Consider the following 24,249-nt stretch of genomic DNA (forward strand, 5'->3'; position numbering starts at 1 on the left):
ATTATTCACCTATTTGCTCCTTGCTTGCCTTAAATAAATCTACCTGCAATGCCAAACTCTGTAGTTCTTTTACAAGAACATTAAATGACTCTGGAATTCCTGGTTCAGGAATATCTTCACCACGAACAATAGATTCATAAACTTTAACACGTCCATTTACATCATCAGATTTTACAGTCAACATTTCTTGCAATGTATAAGCTGCACCATAACCAAACAATGCCCAAACTTCCATTTCTCCGAGCCTTTGACCTCCGAATTGAGCTTTACCTCCTAAAGGCTGCTGAGTAATCAAGGAATAAGGTCCAACGGATCGTGCATGCAATTTGTCATCAGCTAAGTGATTAAGTTTCATCATATAAATAAAACCAACTGTTACTGGCTGATCAAAAGCATCTCCCGTTCTTCCATCATACAATGTACAAATACCTTGATCTGAAAGATTTGCCTCTTTAAGCAAAGGTTGAATATCTTTGTTGAAATCAGCTCCATCAAAAATAGGCGTTGTTACCGCCATTCCAAGCTGAGCTGATTCTCTTGCTATATCATATATGGACTCTTTACCATATTTTTTTTCAATATCTTTGATCAGATTTTCTCCATACCAATTAGCAACATATGATTTTACTTCTTCGTATGATTTTTCTTCGATCATTGAAGATAATTTTTTTCCTAAAACTTTTCCTGCCATACCTAGAATAGTTTCTAATATCTGACCAATATTCATACGACTAGGAACACCCAATGGATTTAAAACTATATCAACAGGGGTACCATCTTCCATGTAAGGCATATCTTCAATATCAACGATTCGAGAAACAACTCCCTTGTTTCCGTGTCTTCCTGCCATTTTATCGCCAACAGAAACAGGACGTCTCATAGCAATATAAACACGAATCATCTTAATAACACCGGAAGGAAGATCGTCTCCCTTTTTTAATCTGCTAATTTGCAATTCTTTTTGAGACATCAAAACTAATGTTTGGTTTTTTATAATCTCTTTTAGATCTTTAATTACTGACAAAACTTTTTCATCAGAAATTTCTAAAGCAAACAATTCGTCTAATGTTAATGACGACAATTTTTTCTTATCGAAAGAACCACTTGTTGCATATTTTTCAAGTTTTTTATTAGATTTTTTACCATCAAGCATCGATATAATCTTGTTTTTAGCTTCTTCGCTCAAAACTGAAATATGTTGTGCGAATATTTTCTCTACTTTTTCAGTTTCTAGTTCAACAATTCTTTTATATCTTTTATCTTTTCTGGCACCACTTCTAGAAAATACTTTTACATTTATAACTGTACCTTCTATTCCAGGTGGAACTCTTAGAGAAGTATCTCTTACCTCTCTAGATTTTTCACCAAATATTGCTCTAAGAAGCTTTTCTTCTGGGGAATATTGAATATCACCTTTTAAAGTAACTTTTCCAACTAAAATTCCTCCTGGCTTTACTCTTGTACCTATTTTTACGATTCCATCTTCATCAAGTGATTCAAGAGCTTTTTCGCTAACATTTGGAATATCGCAAGTAATTTCTTCAGGTCCAAGCTTGGTATCTCTAGCTTCAACTGTAAATTCTTCTACGTGAACAGATGAAAAAACATCCTCAGAAACTAATCTTTTACTCAAAACAATAGCATCTTCAAAGTTGTAACCTTGCCATGGCATAAACGCAACTAAAACATTTGAACCTAAAGCAAGTTCACCGTTAGCTACAGCTGCACCATTAGTTAAAACATCGCCTTTTTTAACAATGTCACCAACTTTTACTATAGGAGTTTGATGTATCCAAGTACAGTGATTAGATCTTGCATATTTTTTTAAGGAATAAACATCTAGAGGATTCGAGAACCATTCATCTGGATTATAAGACTCTTTATCTCGAGTAATTATTATCGTATCCGCTGTTACATATTTTACAATTCCAGGATGTCTAGTTGTTATAACAGCACCTTCAAGAGCTCCCAACTCGCGTTCCATTCCAGTTCCAACAATAGGAGGCTGGCATTTAATCAAAGGAACAGCTTGACGTTGCATATTAGAACCCATAAGAGCTCGGTTAGCATCATCGTGTTCCAAAAATGGAATAAGTGATGTAGGTACAGAAACTAGCTGTTTTGGAGATGCGTCAACATAACTTACTTGTGAAGAGTCAACTTCGATAATATTACCATTTTTTCTAGCAAGAACTTTGTCTTCCAGCATATGGCCTTTTTTATCAGTTTTTACGGTTGCTTGAGCAATAATTTCATCTTGCTCATTAAATGCATCCATATAAATGACTTCTTCTTTTACCTCTTTATTTTCAACAGGTCTATAAGTTGTTTCGATGAAACCTAACTCATTGACTCGAGCATAAGTAGCAAGAGAAGAAATAAGACCAATATTTTGACCTTCTGGAGTTTCTATAGGACAAATTCTACCATAGTGAGAAGTATGAACGTCTCGAACTTCAAATGTTGCACGCTCTCTTGTAATACCACCAGGACCGAAAGCAGACAATCGTCGCTTATGAGCAATCTCAGAAAGAGGATTTGTTTGATCCATAAACTGTGAAAGCTGACCTGTACCAAAGAACTCTTTTAAAACAGCTGCTAAAGGCTTTACATTTAAAAAATCATAAGGCATTAATACTGCATTATGTTCTTGTAATCTAAATCTTTCCTTAACAATTTTTTCAATTCGAGCATAACCAATATACATCTGACTTTGAAGCAATTCACCAACAAGTCTGACACAACGATTACCAAGATGATCAATATCATCCAGGTCGCCCTCGCCACGCTCTTTCAAATTAACAAGATATCTAAGAGTGGCAATGACATCTTCCATTGTCAAAGTTGAAATATTTTCGTCTACAGAAAGACCTAATTTTCGATTAGTTCTAATTCGTCCAAGCTTACTTAAATCATAAAATCTTGCATTGAAAAATAAATTCTTTATATATTCTTCCATGACAGCAGGTTCGGCAGAATCGCCAGGACGAAGCTTGTAGTAAATTTCTTTGACGGAATCTTCTTTACTAAAAATATCGTCTTCCGCAAGTGTTGTAGCTATCGTTGGTTGGAAAACGTAACCAGAAGATTGAATAACTTTTATGCTTAAACCATCATGAAAAGCCAATTCCGTTAACAATTCCTCCGTTAAAGCTCTCCCCTGTTCAACTATTACTTCACCGGTGTTAGGATTAACTATATCTTCTCCAACAACACGATTTAGCAAACTTGATTTACGAATAGAGAATGATTGAATTTTATGTTTTTGAAGTTTTTTCAAATCTTCAGTAGAAATTCTTTTACCAATAATAAAGTCTTTTTCAACATTTTTTGGTAAAACTCCCGCTTCTAATCTTTGTCCAACAATGGTGCTATCAACCTTTTTCAAAAACTCGCCATTTTCAACGTATAGGTTTTCAAAAGAATAGAATAAAGGAAGAATGTCGTTTCTTTCAACTCCCAAAGCCTGTAAAAATGTTGTAACTAATATTTTTCTTTTTTTATCGATTTTTACGTAAAGAATATCATTGTGATCAAATTCGAAATCAAGCCAAGAACCTCTTGCGGGAATAATTCTTGCCATATGATAAGGATTGCCTCGGAAATCTTTTGATTTTTTGCTTAAAACAAAAACAACTCCGGGAGATCTATGAATTTGGCTAACTATTACTCTATCAACACCATTTATTAAAAAGGTTCCGCAACTTCCCAAATAAAGCCTTTTGTGATCACCTTCGTAAATATCAACCATCATTGGCAAATCGCCAAAGAAAACTTCTTGCTCTTTAATATCTTTAACAATTTTCTTTTCTGTTTTAGGATCTTTATCCCAAGAAACAAGCTGTACTTTTATTTTTAAAGGCAATGAATAAGTTTTACCGCTATATCGACATTCATCAGCAGTTGTAGATAAAGCAACAGAAACTCTTGATAAACATTTTTTACAAGGAACATAATTTGCTGTTTTTTCTTTACAATTAGGACACTCATTTAAAGAGTTTAATCTATCATAACCACTTTTTTTACAATTCGAGCAACTCCAATGATATCGATTTGCAAGCCCAGTCAATTGACCACAAGAACAGGCCCAATCACCTAGTTCATAACTTACATATTCTAAAGAAATAGAATCCTCGTGTTCTATTGGAAAAATATCTTTTAATATCTTTTCAAGCCCAACAGACTTCCTTTCTGATGGCAAAAAATCTAACTGCACAAAATCATTAAATGATTTTGATTGAACTTCTATTAAGTTCGGCAAAGAAACAACATCTTTTATTTTTCCAAAAGACCTTCTAAGAACGCCTTTACCTCTTCGAAAATGAGACATTCAAAAGCTCCTAATCCAACAAGAAAACCCCTACCACAACTCTGAAAACTAAACAAAACAAATACCCAAAGTCCTTTTTATGTTACTTTGGGTATTTTTGAATTTTAAGATAATTCTACTTTTGCACCGGCAGCTTCTAAAGCTTCTTTAAGCTTATGAGCTTCTTCTTTAGGAGAAGCTTCCTTGACAATGCAAGGTGCGCCTTCTGCTAAATCTTTAGCCTCTTTAAGACCTAAAGCTGAAAGAACGCTTCTTAAAGCTTTAATTACTTTAATTTTTTCAGCTCCGGCATCTTTTAAAATAACTTTAAATTCTACTTTTTCTGCATCTGCGGATGCTGCAACTGGAGCTGCTGATTGAGCAGCTGCAGCCGGAGCCGCTGCGGATACATTAAATTCTTCTTCGATCTTTTTTACAAGATCAAAAACTTCTACCATAGATAGTTTGCAAATATCATCAAATATTTGATTAACCTTAGATGACATCGAATCCTCCTGCACGAATTAATTGAATATCAAACAAATTTAATAAACTCAAAAACATTAGTTTTAACTAAATTTCAATCAGCTTTCTTTAGCTTCATTTTTCTCAGCAACAGCTTTCAGAACATAAGCAAGTTTTGCCATTGGAGAAATTAAAACACCAGCTAATCTTGCATATAAAACATCTTTTGCAGGTAATGCTGCTAAAAAGTTTATTTCTTGTTTAGAAATAAACTTATCTTCAAAAATTCCAGCTATTACCCTTAACGATTCATTGTCTTTTGCAAAATTAACAATGCTTCCCGCAACCGGCGGAACATCTTCCTGCGCAAAAACTAAACCTATTTGCCCCTTCAAATCACTGCGAAAATCATCAGAATTTACACAGCCTTCAGAAGCAATTTTCATTAAGCGAGCTTTTGTAATTTTAAAAGAACTATTAGTCGCTCTCAATTTTTTTCTCAAATCTTGCAACTGAGAAACCGTTAATCCTTTATAATCAACTATAAAAACAGCTTTAGAGTGCTGCAATTTTTCTTTAAAATCTCCAACTGCTGCCTGTTTTTGTTGACGATTCATTTTGCTTTCTCCCTGCCAATTGCAGTATTAAAATCAAATTTAATAACCAAGCCAAGTTGGATCTACTGAAACTCCAACTCCCATTGTTGACGATACAGTAATTTTTTTAATAAATTTACCTTTTGAAGTAACTGGTTTATTAGAAGCAACAGATTTGATAAGAGATAAAAAATTTTCTTCTAGTTTTTCACCACCAAAAGAAACTTTCCCAAAATTAGCGTGAAGAATTCCACCCTTATCATTTCTATAAGAAACCCGCCCATTCTTTAAATCTTTTATTAAAGATTCAAGCTCAAAAGATACTGTACCATCTTTTTTATTTGGTAGCAAACCCCGAGGACCCAATAGTTTTGCAACTTTTCCCACAACCCCCATAACATCTGGAGTTGCTATTGCAACATCAAAATCCATCCAGCCGCCCAAAATTTTCTCAACCATGTCGTCTAAACCGACAAAATCAGCTCCTGCTGCTTTAGCCTGTTCCTCATATTCACCTTTTGCAAAAACTAAAACTTTTTTTGTTTTACCTGTGCCATGAGGCAAAAGAACAGAACCTCTTACGCCCTGTTCACCTTTTGAGGCATCTACACCCAAAACAACATCTACATCAACTGATTCATCGAATTTAGTATGAGCTGTTTTAACAACTAAATCAAAAACCTCTTTTAAGTTATTAGGTTTTTTTGCTTTAACAACCTCGAGAGCTTTTTGATGTTTTTTCCCACTAATACTCATAATTTCAACCAATCTCAATAAACCATCGTTAATCTGTAACTTTCAATCCCATACTTCTAGCGCTTCCTGCTACAATCTTTTTTGCCGCTTCTATATCAATGGCATTCAAATCTACCATTTTAGATTTAGCAACTTCCTCAATTTCTTTCCAAGAAATAGATCCTGCAACATCTTTTCCTGGATTTTTGGAACCTTTTAGAAGATTGATTTTTTTTCTAATCAACTCCGAAACTGGAGGAGTTTTTGTAATAAAAGTGAAGGTTCTATCTACATAAATAGTTATTACAACTGGAACCGTTTCACCCTTACGACTTGCAGTCATTGCATTAAACTGCTTACAAAAATCCATTATATTTACACCATGCTGACCAAGGGCCGAACCCACTGGTGGCGCTGGAGTAGCAGCTCCCCCTCCTAATTGCAATTTGACCTGAGCTTTTACAACTTTTGCCATATCTGCACCTGTTAATTATTCCTTAAAACATCTACAAAATAAAATAAAAAAACATTAAATCTTTTACTTAACCTGATCAAAACCCAACTCAACCGGAGTAAGCCGTCCAAAAATACTAACCCCTACTGTTAATTTTTCATGTTCTTCGTCAATTTTATCAATTGTACCCACAAAACCAGCAAAAGGTCCACTAGAAATGCTAATTTCGCTTCCAACTGCAAATGGTAATTTTTTAGGCGTAACGCTTAACTTGCCACTAACTTGAGAATGAATTCTTTCTACTTCCGCTTCCATTAAAGGAATAGGATTTTCCCCACCCAGAAATTTATACACCCTCGTGGTTGACATTACCAAACGGTAAGCCTCCCGACTCATTTCCATTTGTATTAAAACATAACCTGGAAAGATTTTTTCTTTTTTGACTTCTTCGCCTGTCCAAAACTGTGCAGCCTCTCCTGTTGGAACTAAAATATCGCCGAATAAATCTGTTAATTTATCAGCGACAATTCTTTTTTTTAATTCTTCGCGAACAACATCTTCGTAGCCAGTATATACTTGAACAACATACCAACGTTTCATAATTTAGCCACACACATCTTTAGTTAAATAAAATTAAATATTACCAAACATTAAAAAGCTTTTTAATAAGCAAGGAAAAACCTAAATCTGACACACCTAAAAAGGTAGCAAAAAAAGCGACGAGAATCAAAACAATAATTGTTGAACCAATTAATTCTTCTCTGGTAGGCCAGGTTATTTTACTAAGTTCTACCCTAACTTCTTTCAGAAATGTTAATACACTACTCATTGCCAATCCTACTTTTAATAAAACCACATACTCAAATTAACTGCCAAAAATTTGGCAGGCCAGGAGGGACTCGAACCCCCAACCCGCAGATTTGGAGTCTGCCGCTCTACCAATTATGAGCTACTGGCCTATTATTTTATTTCTTTGTGCGCTTTATGTTGCCTACAAAATTCACAAAACTTTTTAAGGTTTAGTTTTTCATATGCTCTTTTTTTAGAAACTCTAAGACTATAGTTTCTTTGTTTGCAACTTTCACACTCTAAATGAACGATTATTCTTGCTTTTGCCATAATTAACTCTCTATGTAACCAAATTTTGGAGCCCGCGACCGGGATTGAACCGGTGACCTCTCCCTTACCAAGGAAGTGCTCTACCAACTGAGCTACGAGGGCAACTTAACTCTTTTTTATAAAATCCATTTTTAATGTCTAAATATCAAAGAATTAATCCGTCCTAAATTCAACCCCTAACTATAAAACTCTACATTATTTTCATTAAAACTGGAGCTGGCGACGGGATTTGAACCTGCGACCTGCTGATTACAAATCAGCTGCTCTACCAACTGAGCTACGCCAGCATCTTTTTTTATTGGAGCGGGAAACGGGGGTCGAACCCGCAACCTACAGCTTGGAAGGCTGTCGCTCTAGCCAATTGAGCTATTCCCGCACAATTCCATAAATGGTGGGGAGAATAGGATTCGAACCTATGAAGGCATACACCAACGGATTTACAGTCCGTCCCCTTTGGCCACTCGGGAATCTCCCCTAAAATTTCAATTAAAAAATATCAAAATAAAAAAACAATGACTTTATCATAAATATTTTGGCAAAGATTGCAAGATTTTTATTAAATAAAATCCATTAATATTGCGAATATGTCAAATTTTGTTTTAATTTTTCATCGCTATTTGCAGGCTCCATCTTACATTTATTCAAAATTTTGATCAAGCGCTGTTAATGGATTAACCGAAATAATTCTTTTTTCTAAATTTTTTAAATCGTAATCAAACTTAACTGTGCAAATATTTTCAATCAATGCTTTCTCTTTTAACAAAGCAAAAATCACCTCTGGCCACTCAATAAAGCAGTAACTATTTTCTTGTAATAAATACTCATCAAAACCCATGTCCAAAAAAGAATTTAATGAGTCCAATCGATAAAGGTCAAAATGATAAAAAACATCTCCGCTTGAATTTTGATAAATATTTACATAATTAAAAGTTGGGCTAGAAACAATTTCTTTAATTCCACATTTATCGATTAGCCTACTTATAAAAGTAGTTTTTCCCGCGCCCAAATTCCCAATAAAAATAAAAATTTTATATTTTTTTAATAAACTTAAAAAATCATTTTTTATAAAGCTATCAAGCTCATTCAAACCTATTTTTTTATTCATCATTTTCCCTGAATTAAAAAGCAATTTTAAAGTTTTTTTAATTTTTTATAAACCTTTTTTTCTTTTTTAGAGAGCGAATGTGATTTCTTAAATTTTTTATTGTCATTTTCAGTCTCATCTTTTCGATAATGACTCAAATCTGTTTGCGACATGAGCAAATCCAAAGCTTCACTATCTATTAATTTATTAAAGCGAGGAAAATTTTCATGCTCATCCATTTCATATTTTTCAATATTTTCGCCAGTTGAAACATCTTTTTTTAAATCGCTTTCCACTTCACCAAGCAAACAATCTTGCAAAATTGAATAAAATTCATTAACACCGAGAGAATCTACCCCAAACCTTTTGCACCTATCTTTGAGCTGACGATCATAAGTTATCAGAAGTAACTCTTCATTTGGATTGTTTTGAACATAATTAAAAATCCAATCATCTGCAGACAACTTTTGCCCGGAAAAAATTATTACTACTCCATTTCGAATTTCTCGTGTCGCATGCCCGAACAATCCTCCGTCAAAAACAACTATCAAATCATTTCCTTTTTTATGTCTGTATATCCCAAGCTGCCTTATAAAAAGATCTCGTTGCTTTTCCAACTTTCCCTTTTCCTTGTGATAAATATTTCGTAAAAGGTTGTAGCCATCTATAATTATTTTCATTCTTCAATTCCTTTTAAATCCTTAAAGCAAAATTTGCATAGTTTTAAATTCAATTTTAACAAAATAGCTTTTTGCTAGATTTTTTTAAATTTAAAGCTTACGATTACTAAATATTAACATTAAAAGTGGCCTAAAAATAAGTAAAAACATTTTTTTGGGGTTTTCAAAAATGGCAGAACTTATCAAGCTCAGAAGACAAATAAAATCTATCAACACAAACCGCAAAATCACAAATGCAATGCGGCTCATTTCTATGTCGCTTTATGCAAAATTAGAAAAGAAAAATTTAGCAACAATCAAATATAAAAATCAAATCGAAACTATTTTCGTAAATGCGCTAAAAGCAAACCCTTCCTGGCAAAATCCTATTATTATGCAAAATGACCTTCTCGATTCAAATCCTCTCTATATTTTTATAGCTTCAACCAAGGGTTTTTGCGGTAGTTTTAACAACAACTTAATTCAGCATTTTAAAATTAATTTCTTCAAAGAAGAACATCAATCAATTCATTTTGTAACGGTTGGCAAAAAAGCGACCAATTACATAAAAGACAAACCATTCGGCAAAATGATTCTATCTTTTGAAAACTTAAATCCAAACAATTATGTATCAATCTGTGATGAGATTTTGAAAATAATCACAAGCACGCAAACGCCATACTCTTCTATCAATGTTTATAGCAATTCATTTGTAAATTTCTTTATTCAAAAGCCACATAAAATAGCACTAACGCCTATCAATTTGAAAAATTTAGTATCGCAAAAAGAAGACCCCACAAAAGGCAATGCGATCGATGAAATGATTTGGGAAGGCGACCAAAATCAAATTCTCGACCATTTAGCAATCAAATATTTAAGAACACAAATTTTACACTTTTTGTTTCAATCACTCCTCGCCGAACAAGCTTCAAGATTTGTTGCTATGGATGCAGCCACAACAAACGCAGATAAAATTTTAGAAAAATTAACAAGAAATTATAATAAATCTCGCCAGGCTACAATCACCAAAGAGCTTCTTGAGCTTTCATCCAGTTTCTCTGGATATTAATTAAAAACCTGAGGAAAAAGAATGCTTGATAAAAGTTTGCCTTATTATCACATCCTCATGCGTAGACCTGCAGGTACACCTGTACCAGAATTTTCTAAGCCTGCAAATTTTTCAATTGTAAATTTCACTTTAGAAGACGAGCTTGCATGGGCAGAAATTGTATCATCTGTAGGCGAATTTGACTTTAACACAGAACAAGCACTACTCAAATTTAAAGAAAAATATCTTCCCTCCTTAAAAGAACTTGAGCGTCGCTTAATTTTCATCCAAACAAAAGATGGAGAAAACGTTGCAACCTACACCAATTGGTGGACTTATTCTGGAGAATTAAGAATTCCAAAAGTAGATTATGTAGCTGTTAAGCCTAAATACCAAGGATTAGGGCTAGGAAAAGCAATTGTTTTTGCAGGACTGCAAAAATTTTTAGAACTGGAAGGGGACAAGGATCTCTTCTTACATACTCAAACATGGAGTTATAAAGCTATTGGAATTTACTTACAAGCGGGATTCAATTTTGTAGAAGATAATTTTCCTTTTGGCCGGTATACAAATGGTTTCAATACCCAAGAAAAAGCGTTAGCCATCATAAAAGATAAAATAAGGTATCCTAAAAATTTGATTTTAGAATAACACTAACTCGATAATCATATAGATTACTTTAAGGAATGAAAAATGATTCTTGAAACCGACCGTTTAATTTTACGTAACTTTGTTATGAAAGATGACAAAGCACTTCTTGAAATATTTGCAGATGGTGGAATGCCTCACTTACCTCAATTCGGACCATTAGATATTGATTATGCACGCGGTTTTATTAATCGAATGATTGAAAATTATAAAGATAATGGTTTTGGTTTATGGGCCGTTATAGAAAAAAGTACAGGCAACCTTATCGGGTATTGTGGTATACATAAAGTTAAAATAAACAAAGCAGACCTGTCCGCCAAAGCCTTGGCGAAGGAGGAAGAAATGCCAGAGCTTGCCTACCGAATTTATAAAAAATTATGGGGCAAAGGTTTTGCAACAGAAGCAGCAAAATCGGTATGCGATTATGCATTCAATGTTTTAAATTTACCTGAAATTATTTCCTGTATAGCTCATGACAATAACCGTTCATTACGAGTAGCAGAAAAAGTGGGTTTAACTTATTGGAAAGATGGACTTTTTAAGGGAATAACACCGTGCCGTATCTATAAAAAAATTAATTTAAGGATCTAAAGGATCTAAATGTTTATATTTCGTCTTTTAAAATGGTTTCTTTACATTTTCTCCACAATTGCCGCATTGAGTCTTACTACTTTTCTTATTTTTTCATTTATCGATCGACAAATTACTATTAATGAAACAACCAAAACCTGTTTAGTAACAGGCGCTTCATCTGGGATTGGTCGTGCCATTTCAGTTGAAATGGTGAAACGCGGATGGAAGGTAATTGGAATTGCACGACGAGAAGAAAAGCTCAAAGAACTTGAACGTGAGCTCGGAGCAGCATTTATTCCTTATAAATGTGATGTAAGTATTCCAGAGCAAATTCACAAAGTTACTGCTGAAATAAAAAAGCAACAACTCAAGCCAACATTGTTCTTCTTAAATTCCGGAACAGGCGATGTTGAAATTAAATTTCAGCCAATGCTAACCCGCCACAAACAAACTTTCGATACCAATTATTTTGGCGTCATCACATGGATTGATGAATGGATAAATAATGTAAAAACATACGGAGGTGGAACATTTGTTGTCACATCTTCAGTTAATGCAATCTTTGGATATGGCGCAAGCTATTGCGCCAGCAAAGCTGCGATTAATGCATGCTTTAAAGCCTTACGCTTGCAGTACTATTATGACAAAATTGGATTTGTAATTGTTATGCCCGGTCCGATAGCAACCGATATGCTTAAAACGCCGAAACCTTTACCGTTTACACATCAACCCGAAGCTGAAGCGCTATATATAATTAAACAAATTTTCAAAGGCAAAAAACAAATTGAACCATCTTGGTTTTATTCCTTCTTGATCAGAATATTAAATTATGTCCCAGATTGCTGGAAAGTATGAAAAAAAATATTAAACAAGTTTTTATTGAGCAGCCTACTTATTTTTACCAATTGTGAAACTGCTGCTCTACAAAAGGAAATAATGAATAAAGAGTTCAAATCTGAAACAAAAATAAATAATGTGTATTTACATTTCATTCACGCCATTCTCGATGAAGATGCTTATGATGCAATTAAAAAATCAGATTTTTTAAAAAATGAATTTTGTAATGGCGAAGAAAAAACTCACTCTAGTACAAACACATCTTGGACAGGTTTTTATTTGACGGGGGAAAACATTTACATTCAACTTTTCAGTCATAAAGACATAAAAAACTTGCAAGAAATGGGCGTTGGCAATATTGGAATTGAATTTATGGTTGATAGAAAAGAAGAAATTGAAGAGATAACTAAATTATTCAAACAAAAACTTACACACAAGATAACCCATGGAATTTTTGAAAAAAATATCGATAACACTTTAATCCCCTGGTTTTATTACATAGAAAACTTATCGTTGTTGCCAGAGGTGGATTCAATGATTCTAGCTTATCATCAGGATTATTTAACATTTAAAGATAAAAAAATTTCCAACCAAGATGCTATCACGCGAAAAGAATATAACGAAAAATATAACGCAATTCCATTTGATAAAACCAAATTATTCAAGGATGTAGAAGAAGTAACATTATCATTAAATGCTGCAAATAAAAGAAAGTTTATTGAGCAACAAACATTACTTGAACACACCTGCGAAGAAGAAAAAGATTATACGATTTGTCGAGGACCAGGAATTATATTTAAAATTAAACCATCCCAAGATGAATCATGTAAGCTTTTAAAATTACAAATGAGTTTAAATTACGAAATCAATAATTTACAAATCTATAAACTTGGAAATTCTACAATTGAACTTGAACACAAAACAGCAATTTGGACTTTTAACGAGGAAAATAAATGACAAAATTAGAAACTATCAAAGTAAAACTTAACATTGCTACTAAAGAAGATGCTAACTATATAGATAATAAAATTGTCGAATTTAATGCTCGCACAGTTCCTTTCACGCAAGTCAAACCATTGATTAATATTAATTATGTGCTTAAAGATAATGATGGAAGCATAATTGGCGGCATAACAACCACATTATACTGCTGGAAAGTTCTTTATATTAATGTTTTATGGATTGATGAACCATTCCAAAAGCAAGGTTATGGTTCCCACCTTTTAGATAAAGTTGAAACTGAAGCAAAAAAATTAGGATGCTCACTCGCGCATTTAGACACATTTGATTTTCAAGCAAAAGATTTTTATCTAAAACATGGTTATGAAGTTTTTGGTGTTCTAGATGACTGTCCTCCAGGTCACAAAGAATATTTTATGAAGAAAAAACTCTCATGAGCTACTTTATTATAATTCGCGGCCCAGCTGGAGTTGGTAAAACAACAATAGCAAAAGCCTTAGCAAAATCATTAAATGGTTACCACATTTCGCTTGATGAAATTCTTGCGAAACATGGCCTTGATTATATTGCTAGCGAAACTTGTATATCGGAAAATAAAATGCTTGCAGCTAACAAGATCGTTATCCCTATAGCCAAAGAAAAATTAGCAGCAGGACAAATTGTTATATTTGATGAAAGCTTTTATCACAAATCACCGATAGAAGATTTAATCTCCCAACTTAAATTTCCTTATTTTGTATATACCTTAAAAGCTGATTTAGAGATCTGTGTTGCTCGAAATAAACAACGAACCAATCCTCTCGATGAACAAGCTATTAAGGACGTTTTTAAGTTGGTTTCAAAGTTTGATTATGGAATTGTAATTAACACAAATAATCAAACAATCGATGAAATAATGAATGAAATTTTAAGTTTTACAAAGTAACGAAATAATAAAAATGAACCTAATTAAACATTTTAAATATAGTTATGTTTTTGCATCATTCTTTATATTTCTTCCAGCCTGCTCATCCTCTAAACCAGACTTCAAAGAAATCAACTCTATTCAGGAAATTAAGACAATTTTTGAGCAAGCCTCTCAAAATGATCTTTTTGTTTTTGATATCGACGATACAATTTTGGAATCATCAGAGCCTATTAGGCAATTGAGATTTACCAATAATACAGAATTACAAAAAATCAAAGATTCTTTTCGCGAATTTATGAAAAAAAAGTACAATTCAACTGAAAGCTTAACTTTATTTTTAAAAAATCGAGAGCTAAAAAACAAGATTCAGCCAGTCGAAAAAGCTTTGATTGAAAACATTTTGGCCCTTCAAAAGAAAAAAATTAAGATCATTGCGTTAACAATGCGAAACATCGGCGGAGAAGAACGGTACCAACAACTACTAAGCCTTGGTCTTGATTTTAGTCATAGTTTTGAGCAAAATTTCAGCTTCGATGAATTACAAAAAACTGAATATGCCACTAAATATAAAACCGCAAAAGAAATCGATACCAATCCTGCAATTTTTTATAAAGGAGTTGCATTTACTGGTAGCTTCTCAAAAGGAGTTGTTTTAAAAATATTTCTTGAAAAACTTAGCTGGAAACCTACTCAAATTTATTTCTTTGATGATAAGCCTGAAAACGCTGACTCTGTGTCTCAAGAAATGGAAAAAATGGGAATTAAATGTCAGACTTTTGTTTACAGAGCAGCATTTGCAAATAGATCAGATAATGATCTGGATCTTGAAGTTGCAAGATTCCAAGTTGAATTGATGAAGCAACGTGATGATAATGATTATGTAGACTACTTTGAAGCAAAAGAAATTTTGCAACAACAGAAAGGCGATCATAAAACACAAGCATTGCCTATTCAAATTACGCCATAAACTTACAAAAGAATAAAAAATGAAAAAAATACTTGAAACCAACCGCTTAATTTTGCGTAACTTTGTTATGGAAGATGATAAAGTACTTCTTGAAATATTTGCAGATGGTGGAATGCCTCCATTGCCGCAATTTGGACCATTAGATATTGATTACGCTCGCGGCTTTATTAATAGAATGATTGAAAGTTATAAAAATAATGGTTTTGGTTTATGGGCTGTTATAGAAAAAAGTACAGGTGATCTTATTGGATATTGCGGAATACACAAAGTTAAAATCGAAGTGTCGGCGAAGGTAGAAGAAAAACCTGAGCTTGCATACCGAATTTATAAAAAATTATGGGGCAAAGGTTTTGCAACAGAAGCAGCAAAATCGGTATGCGATTATGCCTTTAATATTTTAAAACTATCTGAAATTGTTTCTTGTATAACTCCTGACAATAACCGTTCATTACGAGTAGCTGAAAAAGTTGGTTTAACCTATTGGAAAGATGGCGTTTTTAAAGGCTTGGTACAATGCAGCGTATATAAAATAAAAAAATTTAAAAATTAGATCTGATATTTCAAATAAATCCTTTATTATTTTCATAAAATCGCTAAAAAAACCTATCTCTGTCATTATAAAACTAGAATCATATTAATTATTTTAGATTAGAGAAAATCTTATGCATTTTAAGAAAAACATTATTAGTTTGTATGGCAAACAAGGAGAAGATTGGCTATATAATCTTCCTAACTTAGTTAAACAGTTTGCTAAAATTTGGGGATTATCCAATTTAAAGGTTTTACCAAACCTCACATACAATTATGCTCTTAGCTGCACGCAGGGAAATATTCCTACCGTTTTAAAACTTGGTTTTTATAACCCCGAACTGCAATATGAAATTCAAGCATTAAAACTTTTCGCTGGCCATGGATGCGTTGCAATAATTGAACATGATTTTGAGCAAGGTGCAATATTATTACAAAGAGCGGTTCCTGGAACATCTTTAAAAACATTATTTCCAAAACAAGATAGAGAAGCAACTCTCATCGCAAGCCAGATCATCAAAGATCTTCAAAATATTAAACCTCATAAACTTGACGATCTTCCAGGTGTTGAAGATTGGTTAGCAACGCTTGATAAAAACTGGAATATCCCAAAGCAATATCTTGAAAAAGCTCGAGAATTAAAAAAATTCTTACTTGCAACCACAACTCACAAAGCACTCCTTCATGGCGACCTTCATAACGATAATATTCTATCGTGCGGTGATAACCAGTGGATATCAATTGACCCCAAAGGCGGCATTGGCGATCCGGTTTATGAAGTTGGAGCACCTGTTCGAAATCCAGTTCCAAAAACAATAAAAAATGATGCTGTTCAAAAAATAATTGAAGGCCGTATTGATTTGCTTGCAGAATTTCTTGAATTTGACCGTCAGCGAATTTTTGATTGGGCATTTGTTCAAGTTGTTTTGGGAGCTTGTTGGTCACTTGAAAATAGACTCGATCCTGCATTTTTTCTAAAAATGGCTGAAGCTTTTGCTGCTATCGAAAAATATAAATCATAAAAAAAATTCGTTCCAAAACAATAAAAAAGGCAGATTTTAAAATCTGCCTTTTAACTTCAAAATGATTTCAATATTTTTATCTGGTTATTCCATATGCTGCAAAAATTTGATCTTCATAAGCAGGCGCAATAGACATAATTGTAGAGCCATACCAATACCTTCTATCTTCTTCAGAACATGGTCCTGTTCCAAAATCATATTTTTCAGCAACGCCATCGAAATTGCGTCTTGGCTGTAAAAGTATTTGCGGTAAATGATTAAGCTCTGCAAAACATCCTACAAAAGATATATACTGAGGCCCTGCAAAAAATACCCCTCGCACGCTTGCATATGTTAATACAAATAACATATTTAAAAAGTCTTTGTTAATTATCGAGTTATCTATTCCAGCTAAAAAACAAAGTTTATTTAAAATATCTTTAAATTGATCAATTGTTATAGGTTCTAGATTTCCAAGAGCCTTTTTGAGGTTAAGATCTACAGCATAAATTTCTGTAAACATTTTATGAGCCGCGACAAGTACCGCTACTTCTTTTATCTCTTCAATCGACAAACCTAAATTTCTAAGCAGCTGAACGATATTTAAATATTCACCACTTTTAAACTGATAACTTTCTATTTTCAGCTCCCTTTTTAATTTTGCTTTTGCTTCTTGTTGCTCTGGAGTTTTATCCGTTATATCTCTTAAAAAATATTCTTTTAAATATTCAAAAACATCTTGTTTTTCGCAACTCCAAAAAGATCTATCTAAAACAATCAAATCTGACATAAAGTGTGCGAAACCTCTAAGTTCATGTCCCGCGACACCTTTATCTTTTCCGCAATCATGAAAAACAAGCACAACTGGAAGTAGATGGTTTTCTGATCGCTCTAAAATACGATATTTTTCACTTTTAATAATACTCATACCATGTAACAATATTTGTGCACATTGAGCGCCTGGATGAAACATGTTAGCAGCTAACTGATCTTTAGATATGTCTTTAACCTCATTGAGATTTAAATCTACAAGATATTCTGTCATTGTATGTGCACTTAAAACCGCATTTAAATTTAAACTCAACAAACTTACTGTTAATATTTTTTTCAATACGTTCATAAACAACTACCCTCTATAAACTAAATTACCTAAACTTATTTTTTCATTTAAAAACTCGACCATATTAAAATATGCAGTTAAATAATTCAAATCTTTTATATTTTGTTTTCAAACAATAAAAAAGGCAGGTTTAAAAACCTGCCTTTTTTATTGCCCAAAGCCATTTCAAAATCTTCGTAAAGCATTGCCCTGATATTTATGAACTTCTGTGTTTATGTACAAGCGCAGAATCAATCAAATTATCAATTACCTGGCTAAGAGATTGTTCCTTTTCCTTCGCTTCTTTACTTATTAAATAATGCCGCCTACTTGTTGTTCGATAGGCAATATTTCCCTTAAAATCTTCTTCTTTGACCGGTTGCGGAATATCCTCGCCATTTTCCATATAAAATTCGAAGGCTGCTTTCATTGGTTCTTTGATTAATTTAATTGCTTCATCAAGCGATGTCGCATCTGTACAAATTCCAGGCAATTCATTGACGCGAACAACATATATTTTATTTTTGTCCTTATCGCTTACCTGTTCAACAGTGTAAGTCCAGGGCAAACTTAAATAATAATTTAAACTTTTATATTTTTTCTTCGATTCCATGATCTCTTAATACCTCTTGTAAATCGGTTATCTGATATGGCAATAATTGCGGTCTTCGTTTGAGTGTTACATGTTTATAACCAGCTTTTCTGAACACGTGGTGTGAGCCACTAACTTTAAGCTCATATCCTAATTCGAATAATATTTTTTCAGCATCTTTATATGATATTTGTTGTCGTGCAAAAATTTTTTGAATTAATTTCTCTGCCTTACTCACACTCATCCTTTTATAAATGTTGTTATTTCTTGATATCAATAAGATATCAAAAATAATTTGAAAATCAACTGAGGTATTTAAAAATGCAAGGAAACCGTACTTAGCATAAAAGATGATCAATTCCTTATAATTTTCCTCACTTTTAAACTAAAAACCCCACTTTTTGCATAAAAAATCAAATGGAAAGAGGGGCTATTTACAAAAAGAAATACTTATTGTAATTTTATTTAACAACCAAACTGATTTTGTTTATTAATTGAATTTATAATTTAAAAATCCGGGGGAATTAATCATGTTTAAAAAAACAATTTTAGCCTTAACATTACTATTCTTTTTTCCACCAAACATCTTTGCGATGGAAGGAGAAGGTAGCGCTCCGCAAGATCCATTAGTTCTCATAAATTACAGCAACGCATTTGATCAAAATGAAATACATGAAAAATTTCGCTCGCTCATAGAACAGCTAGGATGTGCAGGGAATGTTTTTGACCAAGAAAATCTTGAAGCACACTCCGTCGACCTTGACTCAATTTCAATCGATATTCCAGGAGCTAAGCCAGTAATGATAGGATCGGCTGCCGGGTGTGAAATGCCTGCAGATTTTACTGCAACAACGATAAGAGTTTCAGGTAAACAAGCTATTGAAATGTATGAACAAGCTTGCCTTAAACAACTTAATCACGCTAGGTTTATGGCCATGACCAGAAGAGCACGAGAAGCATTCACATCATTGGCTCTACTTGGCGGAGCTGTAGGTTTATTAAGTTGCTTATTGCCGCCTACATCGCTTGGCGGTAGTTTTGGTGTATTTGCAGCAGTATTCGATGGAATTCGTTTGCTTCACCCAATAACAGGATCAGCTCTCGATCTCGCAAATCCTCCGATTAACCAATTAAACGCTCTCGAAGACCGATTTGCAAAAACTCAATGTTTCATTCCAAAGGTATTATGGCCAATAATTATTGAAAAATTCATGGCTGCTAGAACAAACCTATTTGAACGACGAGATAGTGCGGCATTTATTGAATTTGCACTAGACCTTGCAACATTCAGACCAAAGCCAACACTTACCCTCCCTAGAGACAGCTTTCACGAAAAATTTACAGAGTTATTCACCAAAATCGATCAGTTTTTCGATGGTTATGAAAGACCATCTGCTGAAAATATTTTAATGCTTAAAAACAATGTTTATAAATTTATTCACTTACTTTTGGACAATAAATCACAAACTCCTCGATATCTGTATCTTTATGGTACGGGGGGAATAGGCAAAACTCATTTTGCAAACCAGTTACGTAAATGGATAGAAGAATTTATTCAAGGCGGAATCCATTTTGAAAACATGGTAATAACTCCAGGAGAAGAACTAGAAGGATGCGCAGATACTCCCGGCGCGTTTCTTCGAATCCTACGGAACCAATTGAAGGAAAACAAATTAGGATCCGTTGTTATTATGGATGAAGCAACATGGCTCAACAACGATAACATGATAAGTCCAGCCAAGAGAGTATTTAACGGCGATCAATCAAGATTATCAACGAGTTATTTTGGCCGTGGGCTTGAAGGCTCTGGAATAAATCTTAAAATGCCTCCAATGCTCATTATTCTTGCAAGCAACGAACAAATTAAAGATCCTGCTCTCAAAAAAAGATTTGATGTCATAGAATTTCCATCACCTAAAAAAGAAACTCTAATCCTATTTGCTCAAGAGATTGCAGAAAACAGTAAATTTCTACAAGAGCTGCAAATTGATACAAGTCGGTTTAATTTTGGCGAATGGCTGGATGCATCACATATAAATAACTTTAATGACGTAAAATCACAAATCGAGCCCGCTATTAAAGCCGCCGCTCAACGCTAAAGCTATCACAAACCTTTAAACAATAAAAAAGACAGGTTTTAAACCTGTCTTTTTTATTGCTCAACATCAACATCGTTTAACTAAAAACAACTTGTTTACTATTTTAATGAGCCTTAAGCGCTTCCTCAATCCAACTCATAGCCTCTGGATTAAAAGCTAAACTTACATAAATTCCTTTAACTTGTTCTTGAACAGGAACCGGCGTTTGTTGTTTTTGTAGAGCTGTCCTTTGCCGGCCAACTTCTTGCCAAAGCATTGTCCCAATGGCGAGATCAGGTGGCGTTCCAGCAAAATGTTTTTCTATATGCTCACGCCAGTCTTTGGCAATTTTTTTGCCAGTAGCACCTTTGGGATCAGAGGTCAGATTTGTTATAATATCTTGATAAAGTTGTTCCCAACGTTTTAAAGAGTAAGCAAGTGAAGCTTTAGCAATCCACACGCTACCTTCCGGGCTCAAAGGAAGTGCATCATCACCAAGCTTACCTTCTTTAATACTTCGTAAAATATCGTAATTCAACTTTCGTTGTCGACTCGCAGACGCCCTCATTTTTTTATCGAGATCAAAGAAAAATTTAAGTACACGCTCGCCATCTGGCCCCTCAGGATCGCCAAGCTCCATGCTGTTAATCAACTTTATAATTTTTTCCCAAGCTGCAATTTCTTTAGGAAACTCTTGCTTAAGTGCTATAAGTTCGTCTTGTTGGCTTTCATTGAGTTTGCCGACCCACGTTTTTTTTAGCTCATTAGTCATATGATACCTTTCAATTAATGCTATTGAATCATTCCAATTAAGGGATTTCGATACGGCGCAGCGCTGGAGAATATCCGCAAGAGAATCTTGTACTTGCTTCATATTCTCAAATTGCTGATTAAGCATTTTCTGTTGCACTATCAAATGCTCTTGGATGTTCAGTTTTTTTGCAAAATGTTTTTAATTTGTCCCAAGCCAAAACCAAAAAACTTAAGAGCTATGATTTGCTGCAATTTTGCCAAATCCTGCTCTGAGTAATAGCGATAGTTATTAGATGCGCGCACGGAAGGCTTTAATAAACCAAGCTTATCGTAATGGTGCAACATCCGCACCGATACTTTCGTCAAATCACTGATTTCTTTTATTAGCCACTGTGCCATCGTTTTTCCCTTCTTGGTTAACTTTAAGGTATGACATTGTGTCAAGGTCAAGGGGTTTTTTATAGTTTAAACTTTTTATTTTCGAATAATAAAAAAGGCAGGCTTAAAACCTGCCTTAAAATTATAAATTTTTATTTTTAAACCGATACACTAGTTGCTTTTTTAACCTCTTTGTATCGCATAATTTTTTCAGCTTCTTCTTGTGGTGTCATTTCGATCAAAGATATTTTTGCGCCTAATTTTGATAATTTTTTCTCAAGTCCGTCATAACCGCGAAGCCAGTGGTGAATACCATAAATTTCTGTTTTACCTTCAGCAGCAAGCCCAGCCAAAACTAGTGCACACGATGCACGAATATCGCTTGCAATGACCGCAGATCCATATAAAAGGTCAACGCCGCGAACCGTTGCTTTGCTTGTAGAGGTAGCGGTAATTTGTGCTCCCATTTTGTTCAACTCAGAAACATGCATCAATCTATTTTCGAACACCGTTTCTTCGACCAAACTTGTACCGGTTGCAAGAGATTGTGCAGCCATCATCGGAGCTTGTAAATCGGTTGGAAATCCAGGATAAGTTCCGGTTTTGAAGCTTACAGCTTTTGGATTGTTACATCCAATTACTCTAACTCCAACTCCACTAGGATCTACAAAAACTTTGTGTCCCATCTCTTCAAGTTTGCTTAAGAAAATATCAAGATATTCTGTTTTCATATTGGATACGTAAATATCACCTTTTGTCACTGCAGCTGCGAGCAAAAATGCCCCTGCTTCAAGACGGTCGGCAACTATTTCATGAACAACAGGATTTAAAACTTTTTTACCGCGGACGCAAAGAGTTGCTGGTGCTTCGCACCAAACCTCTGCACCCATTTTTTTCAAAACATCTAAGAAGTCAAAAACTTCTGGCTCAAGCGCCGCATTTATAATTGTTGTTTTACAAGGAATAGAAGCTGCAAGCATTGCAAAATTTTCTGTTGCACCAACTGATGGATAATCAAGCACGATTCTGCTCTCAGTTGCTTGATCATTTTCAAAAGTTGCTTCCAAATGTTCTGTAAACTCTTCGACAACCACACCCATTTTGCGGAAACCTTTTATGTGAAAATCTACAGGACGTGCGCCAATCAAACATCCACCAGGAAGAGCTACTTTTGCCCTGCCCTCTCTTGCAAGAAGTGAGCCCATAACCAAAATCGAGGCTCGCATTTTGCCCATGATATCGCCGCCAACTTCAAAAGAAGTTATTTCCGTCGTATCAACTTCGAGCTGATGAGAAATGGAATCAAATTCGACTTTTGCACCTAAATTTTTAAGAAGTAAAATCATTTGTGAAACGTCCGCAGAGTTCGGAACATTTTTCAAAACTGATTTACCACGAGTGAGAATAAGTGAAGCCATGATAACAAGAACGGCGTTTTTCGCACCGTACACAGAAGCTTCACCTTGTAACTTTTCAGATTTTTCTACTAACAAATAACCGTTAATCATAATGACTTTCTAAACATCTTTGCTTTATGAAAAAACACCTATTTCAACCTTTAAATTTTGACTTTAAAACCAGAGTTAGTATATTGTTGGAATAATTTTTCGTAAAACAAATTTTTAAAAGTAGAGCTTTTTGGCATATTTTTAGAAATTTCAAATTGAAAGGTTTCTGATGAGCTCAAACCCCAAAATCGCATGCGTCATTCCTGCCAGACTACAATCCTCCCGTTTCCCACGCAAAATATTGATCGATATTTTAGATAAACCAATGATGCAATGGGTTTGGGAAGCTGCAAACTCTACAAAACTTTTTGATAGTGTCACATTTGCTATTGACTCGCATGAAGCTATAGAAATAATTGAAGGGTTTGGCGGAAAATATATTATGACCTCCGAGACATGTGCAAACGGAACAGAAAGAATCATTGAAGTGTTAAATTCAGGCAAAGTCACAGCAGATGTATGGGTAAACTGGCAATGTGATGAACCTTTCATTACCAAAAAGATGATAGAACAATTACTGCAAACTGCTCATTTAAAAGATGCTGATGTCTGGACTTTAAAAAAACAGATCGAAAAGTTTGAAGAAATCGATTCACTCCAGATAGCAAAATTAGTTTGCGATAGTGAAAATTATGCTCTTTATTTTTCAAGAAGCAGAATCCCACAAATCCGCGATGAAAAAGATAAAAATGAAGATTTTATGAAAAATCTATATTTCAAACATGTTGGTATTTATGCTTACTCGACAGAAGCTCTTCGAAAAATAGAAAAATTAAAAAACAAACAGTGCGCAATCGAAGAGGCAGAAAAGTTGGAACAACTAAAATTTCTGTACTATGGACTTAAGATTAAAGCACATACAACGGACCAAAACGTTTTTGGAATAGATTTACCAGAACATAAGTTAAAGGCTGAAGAGTTCGCAAATAATTTAATACAAAAATAACTTAC

General features: G+C 34.0%; 28 protein-coding genes and 5 tRNA genes. 12 read left to right on the plus strand and 21 right to left on the minus strand.

Annotated features, from left to right (window positions below; translation table 11 throughout):
* Position 1: 1 nt before the first annotated feature.
* The 15 genes from rpoB to DEA20_04250 form a co-directional block, all read right to left on the minus strand.
* Entirely contained in the window at positions 2 to 4,330 is a 4,329-nt protein-coding gene (rpoB, locus tag DEA20_04180; protein HBS48369.1) for a DNA-directed RNA polymerase subunit beta, read from the minus strand.
* A gap of 104 nt (positions 4,331 to 4,434) precedes the next feature.
* The gene (locus DEA20_04185; protein ID HBS48370.1) at positions 4,435 to 4,815 is read right to left on the minus strand and encodes a 50S ribosomal protein L7/L12; all 381 of its coding nucleotides are present in this window, start codon (positions 4,813 to 4,815) and stop codon (positions 4,435 to 4,437) included.
* A gap of 78 nt (positions 4,816 to 4,893) precedes the next feature.
* Complete coding sequence (gene rplJ, locus DEA20_04190; protein HBS48371.1) at positions 4,894 to 5,391, minus strand: 50S ribosomal protein L10; 498 nt, start codon at positions 5,389 to 5,391, stop codon at positions 4,894 to 4,896.
* Positions 5,392 to 5,430: 39 nt separating this feature from the next.
* Positions 5,431 to 6,126: a 50S ribosomal protein L1 gene (locus DEA20_04195; protein HBS48372.1), complete on the minus strand. Its 696-nt coding sequence runs from the start codon at positions 6,124 to 6,126 to the stop codon at positions 5,431 to 5,433.
* A gap of 28 nt (positions 6,127 to 6,154) precedes the next feature.
* Positions 6,155 to 6,580 carry a 50S ribosomal protein L11 gene (gene rplK, locus DEA20_04200; protein ID HBS48373.1) on the minus strand — a complete coding sequence of 142 codons (426 nt, stop codon included), beginning with the start codon at positions 6,578 to 6,580 and terminating at the stop codon, positions 6,155 to 6,157.
* 63 nt (positions 6,581 to 6,643) lie between these two features.
* Positions 6,644 to 7,159, minus strand: a complete 516-nt coding sequence (nusG, locus tag DEA20_04205) for a transcription termination/antitermination factor NusG (protein ID HBS48374.1) — start codon at positions 7,157 to 7,159, stop codon at positions 6,644 to 6,646.
* A gap of 40 nt (positions 7,160 to 7,199) precedes the next feature.
* Positions 7,200 to 7,388, minus strand: coding sequence for a preprotein translocase subunit SecE (locus DEA20_04210; protein ID HBS48375.1), 189 nt, complete (start codon positions 7,386 to 7,388; stop codon positions 7,200 to 7,202).
* A gap of 52 nt (positions 7,389 to 7,440) precedes the next feature.
* Positions 7,441 to 7,518 (minus strand) — tRNA-Trp (locus DEA20_04215).
* A 1-nt stretch (position 7,519) separates the two neighbouring features.
* Positions 7,520 to 7,678, minus strand: a complete 159-nt coding sequence (gene rpmG, locus DEA20_04220; protein HBS48376.1) for a 50S ribosomal protein L33 — start codon at positions 7,676 to 7,678, stop codon at positions 7,520 to 7,522.
* Positions 7,679 to 7,704: 26 nt separating this feature from the next.
* Positions 7,705 to 7,780: transfer RNA gene (locus tag DEA20_04225), tRNA-Thr, on the minus strand.
* A gap of 109 nt (positions 7,781 to 7,889) precedes the next feature.
* A tRNA-Thr gene (locus DEA20_04230) sits at positions 7,890 to 7,965 on the minus strand.
* Between the two features lie 12 nt (positions 7,966 to 7,977).
* A tRNA-Gly gene (locus DEA20_04235) sits at positions 7,978 to 8,054 on the minus strand.
* Between the two features lie 13 nt (positions 8,055 to 8,067).
* Positions 8,068 to 8,153 (minus strand) — tRNA-Tyr (locus tag DEA20_04240).
* 162 nt (positions 8,154 to 8,315) lie between these two features.
* Positions 8,316 to 8,786, minus strand: a complete 471-nt coding sequence (locus tag DEA20_04245; GenBank protein ID HBS48377.1) for a tRNA (adenosine(37)-N6)-threonylcarbamoyltransferase complex ATPase subunit type 1 TsaE — start codon at positions 8,784 to 8,786, stop codon at positions 8,316 to 8,318.
* Positions 8,787 to 8,809: 23 nt separating this feature from the next.
* Positions 8,810 to 9,442: a hypothetical protein gene (locus DEA20_04250; protein HBS48378.1), complete on the minus strand. Its 633-nt coding sequence runs from the start codon at positions 9,440 to 9,442 to the stop codon at positions 8,810 to 8,812.
* Between the two features lie 169 nt (positions 9,443 to 9,611).
* On the opposite strand from DEA20_04250, the gene DEA20_04255 reads away from it, so the two are divergent.
* The 10 genes from DEA20_04255 (at position 9,612) to DEA20_04300 (ending at position 16,911) form a co-directional block, all read left to right on the plus strand.
* Positions 9,612 to 10,490 carry a hypothetical protein gene (locus tag DEA20_04255; GenBank protein HBS48379.1) on the plus strand — a complete coding sequence of 293 codons (879 nt, stop codon included), beginning with the start codon at positions 9,612 to 9,614 and terminating at the stop codon, positions 10,488 to 10,490.
* A 21-nt stretch (positions 10,491 to 10,511) separates the two neighbouring features.
* Complete coding sequence (locus tag DEA20_04260; protein ID HBS48380.1) at positions 10,512 to 11,120, plus strand: GNAT family N-acetyltransferase; 609 nt, start codon at positions 10,512 to 10,514, stop codon at positions 11,118 to 11,120.
* 42 nt (positions 11,121 to 11,162) lie between these two features.
* Positions 11,163 to 11,708 (plus strand): GNAT family N-acetyltransferase, encoded by a 546-nt coding sequence (locus tag DEA20_04265; protein HBS48381.1) that lies wholly within the window; start codon positions 11,163 to 11,165, stop codon positions 11,706 to 11,708.
* Between the two features lie 9 nt (positions 11,709 to 11,717).
* A complete protein-coding gene (locus DEA20_04270; GenBank protein ID HBS48382.1) occupies positions 11,718 to 12,545 on the plus strand; it encodes a short-chain dehydrogenase in 828 nt (275 codons plus the stop codon).
* 81 nt (positions 12,546 to 12,626) lie between these two features.
* Entirely contained in the window at positions 12,627 to 13,484 is an 858-nt protein-coding gene (locus DEA20_04275; protein HBS48383.1) for a hypothetical protein, read from the plus strand.
* Entirely contained in the window at positions 13,481 to 13,924 is a 444-nt protein-coding gene (locus tag DEA20_04280) for a GNAT family N-acetyltransferase (GenBank protein ID HBS48384.1), read from the plus strand. Before DEA20_04275 ends, DEA20_04280 begins: the two co-directional genes overlap by 4 nt.
* Entirely contained in the window at positions 13,921 to 14,412 is a 492-nt protein-coding gene (locus tag DEA20_04285) for a hypothetical protein (GenBank protein HBS48385.1), read from the plus strand. The genes DEA20_04280 and DEA20_04285 overlap by 4 nt, the downstream gene beginning before the upstream one ends.
* Positions 14,413 to 14,425: 13 nt before the next feature.
* Positions 14,426 to 15,361: a hypothetical protein gene (locus DEA20_04290; GenBank protein HBS48386.1), complete on the plus strand. Its 936-nt coding sequence runs from the start codon at positions 14,426 to 14,428 to the stop codon at positions 15,359 to 15,361.
* 19 nt (positions 15,362 to 15,380) lie between these two features.
* A complete protein-coding gene (locus DEA20_04295; protein ID HBS48387.1) occupies positions 15,381 to 15,911 on the plus strand; it encodes a GNAT family N-acetyltransferase in 531 nt (176 codons plus the stop codon).
* A gap of 112 nt (positions 15,912 to 16,023) precedes the next feature.
* Positions 16,024 to 16,911, plus strand: coding sequence for a streptomycin phosphotransferase (locus DEA20_04300; protein ID HBS48388.1), 888 nt, complete (start codon positions 16,024 to 16,026; stop codon positions 16,909 to 16,911).
* A gap of 76 nt (positions 16,912 to 16,987) precedes the next feature.
* Here the strand turns inward: DEA20_04300 and DEA20_04305 are convergent, their stop codons facing one another.
* From DEA20_04305 to DEA20_04315, 3 genes are all read right to left on the minus strand, one after another.
* On the minus strand, positions 16,988 to 18,010 hold the full coding sequence (locus tag DEA20_04305; protein ID HBS48389.1) for a hypothetical protein: 1,023 nt from the start codon (positions 18,008 to 18,010) through the stop codon (positions 16,988 to 16,990).
* A gap of 196 nt (positions 18,011 to 18,206) precedes the next feature.
* Positions 18,207 to 18,602: a hypothetical protein gene (locus DEA20_04310; protein HBS48390.1), complete on the minus strand. Its 396-nt coding sequence runs from the start codon at positions 18,600 to 18,602 to the stop codon at positions 18,207 to 18,209.
* Positions 18,580 to 18,819 carry a hypothetical protein gene (locus tag DEA20_04315; protein HBS48391.1) on the minus strand — a complete coding sequence of 80 codons (240 nt, stop codon included), beginning with the start codon at positions 18,817 to 18,819 and terminating at the stop codon, positions 18,580 to 18,582. The genes DEA20_04310 and DEA20_04315 overlap by 23 nt, the downstream gene beginning before the upstream one ends.
* 292 nt (positions 18,820 to 19,111) lie before the next feature.
* On the opposite strand from DEA20_04315, the gene DEA20_04320 reads away from it, so the two are divergent.
* Positions 19,112 to 20,680 carry a hypothetical protein gene (locus DEA20_04320; GenBank protein HBS48392.1) on the plus strand — a complete coding sequence of 523 codons (1,569 nt, stop codon included), beginning with the start codon at positions 19,112 to 19,114 and terminating at the stop codon, positions 20,678 to 20,680.
* A 103-nt stretch (positions 20,681 to 20,783) separates the two neighbouring features.
* Here DEA20_04320 and DEA20_04325 read toward each other — a convergent pair whose 3' ends face one another.
* From DEA20_04325 to murA, 3 genes are all read right to left on the minus strand, one after another.
* Positions 20,784 to 21,569: a MerR family transcriptional regulator gene (locus DEA20_04325; protein HBS48393.1), complete on the minus strand. Its 786-nt coding sequence runs from the start codon at positions 21,567 to 21,569 to the stop codon at positions 20,784 to 20,786.
* A gap of 20 nt (positions 21,570 to 21,589) precedes the next feature.
* Positions 21,590 to 21,811 carry a hypothetical protein gene (locus DEA20_04330; GenBank protein ID HBS48394.1) on the minus strand — a complete coding sequence of 74 codons (222 nt, stop codon included), beginning with the start codon at positions 21,809 to 21,811 and terminating at the stop codon, positions 21,590 to 21,592.
* 137 nt (positions 21,812 to 21,948) lie between these two features.
* Positions 21,949 to 23,298: a UDP-N-acetylglucosamine 1-carboxyvinyltransferase gene (gene murA, locus DEA20_04335; GenBank protein ID HBS48395.1), complete on the minus strand. Its 1,350-nt coding sequence runs from the start codon at positions 23,296 to 23,298 to the stop codon at positions 21,949 to 21,951.
* Positions 23,299 to 23,467: 169 nt separating this feature from the next.
* Between murA and kdsB the strand changes: the two genes are divergently transcribed.
* Entirely contained in the window at positions 23,468 to 24,244 is a 777-nt protein-coding gene (kdsB, locus tag DEA20_04340; protein HBS48396.1) for a 3-deoxy-manno-octulosonate cytidylyltransferase, read from the plus strand.
* The last annotated feature ends 5 nt before the right edge of the window (positions 24,245 to 24,249 follow it).

The sequence above is a fragment of the Candidatus Dependentiae bacterium genome (assembly GCA_003511165.1).
Classification (GTDB): domain Bacteria; phylum Babelota; class Babeliae; order Babelales; family UBA12411; genus UBA12411.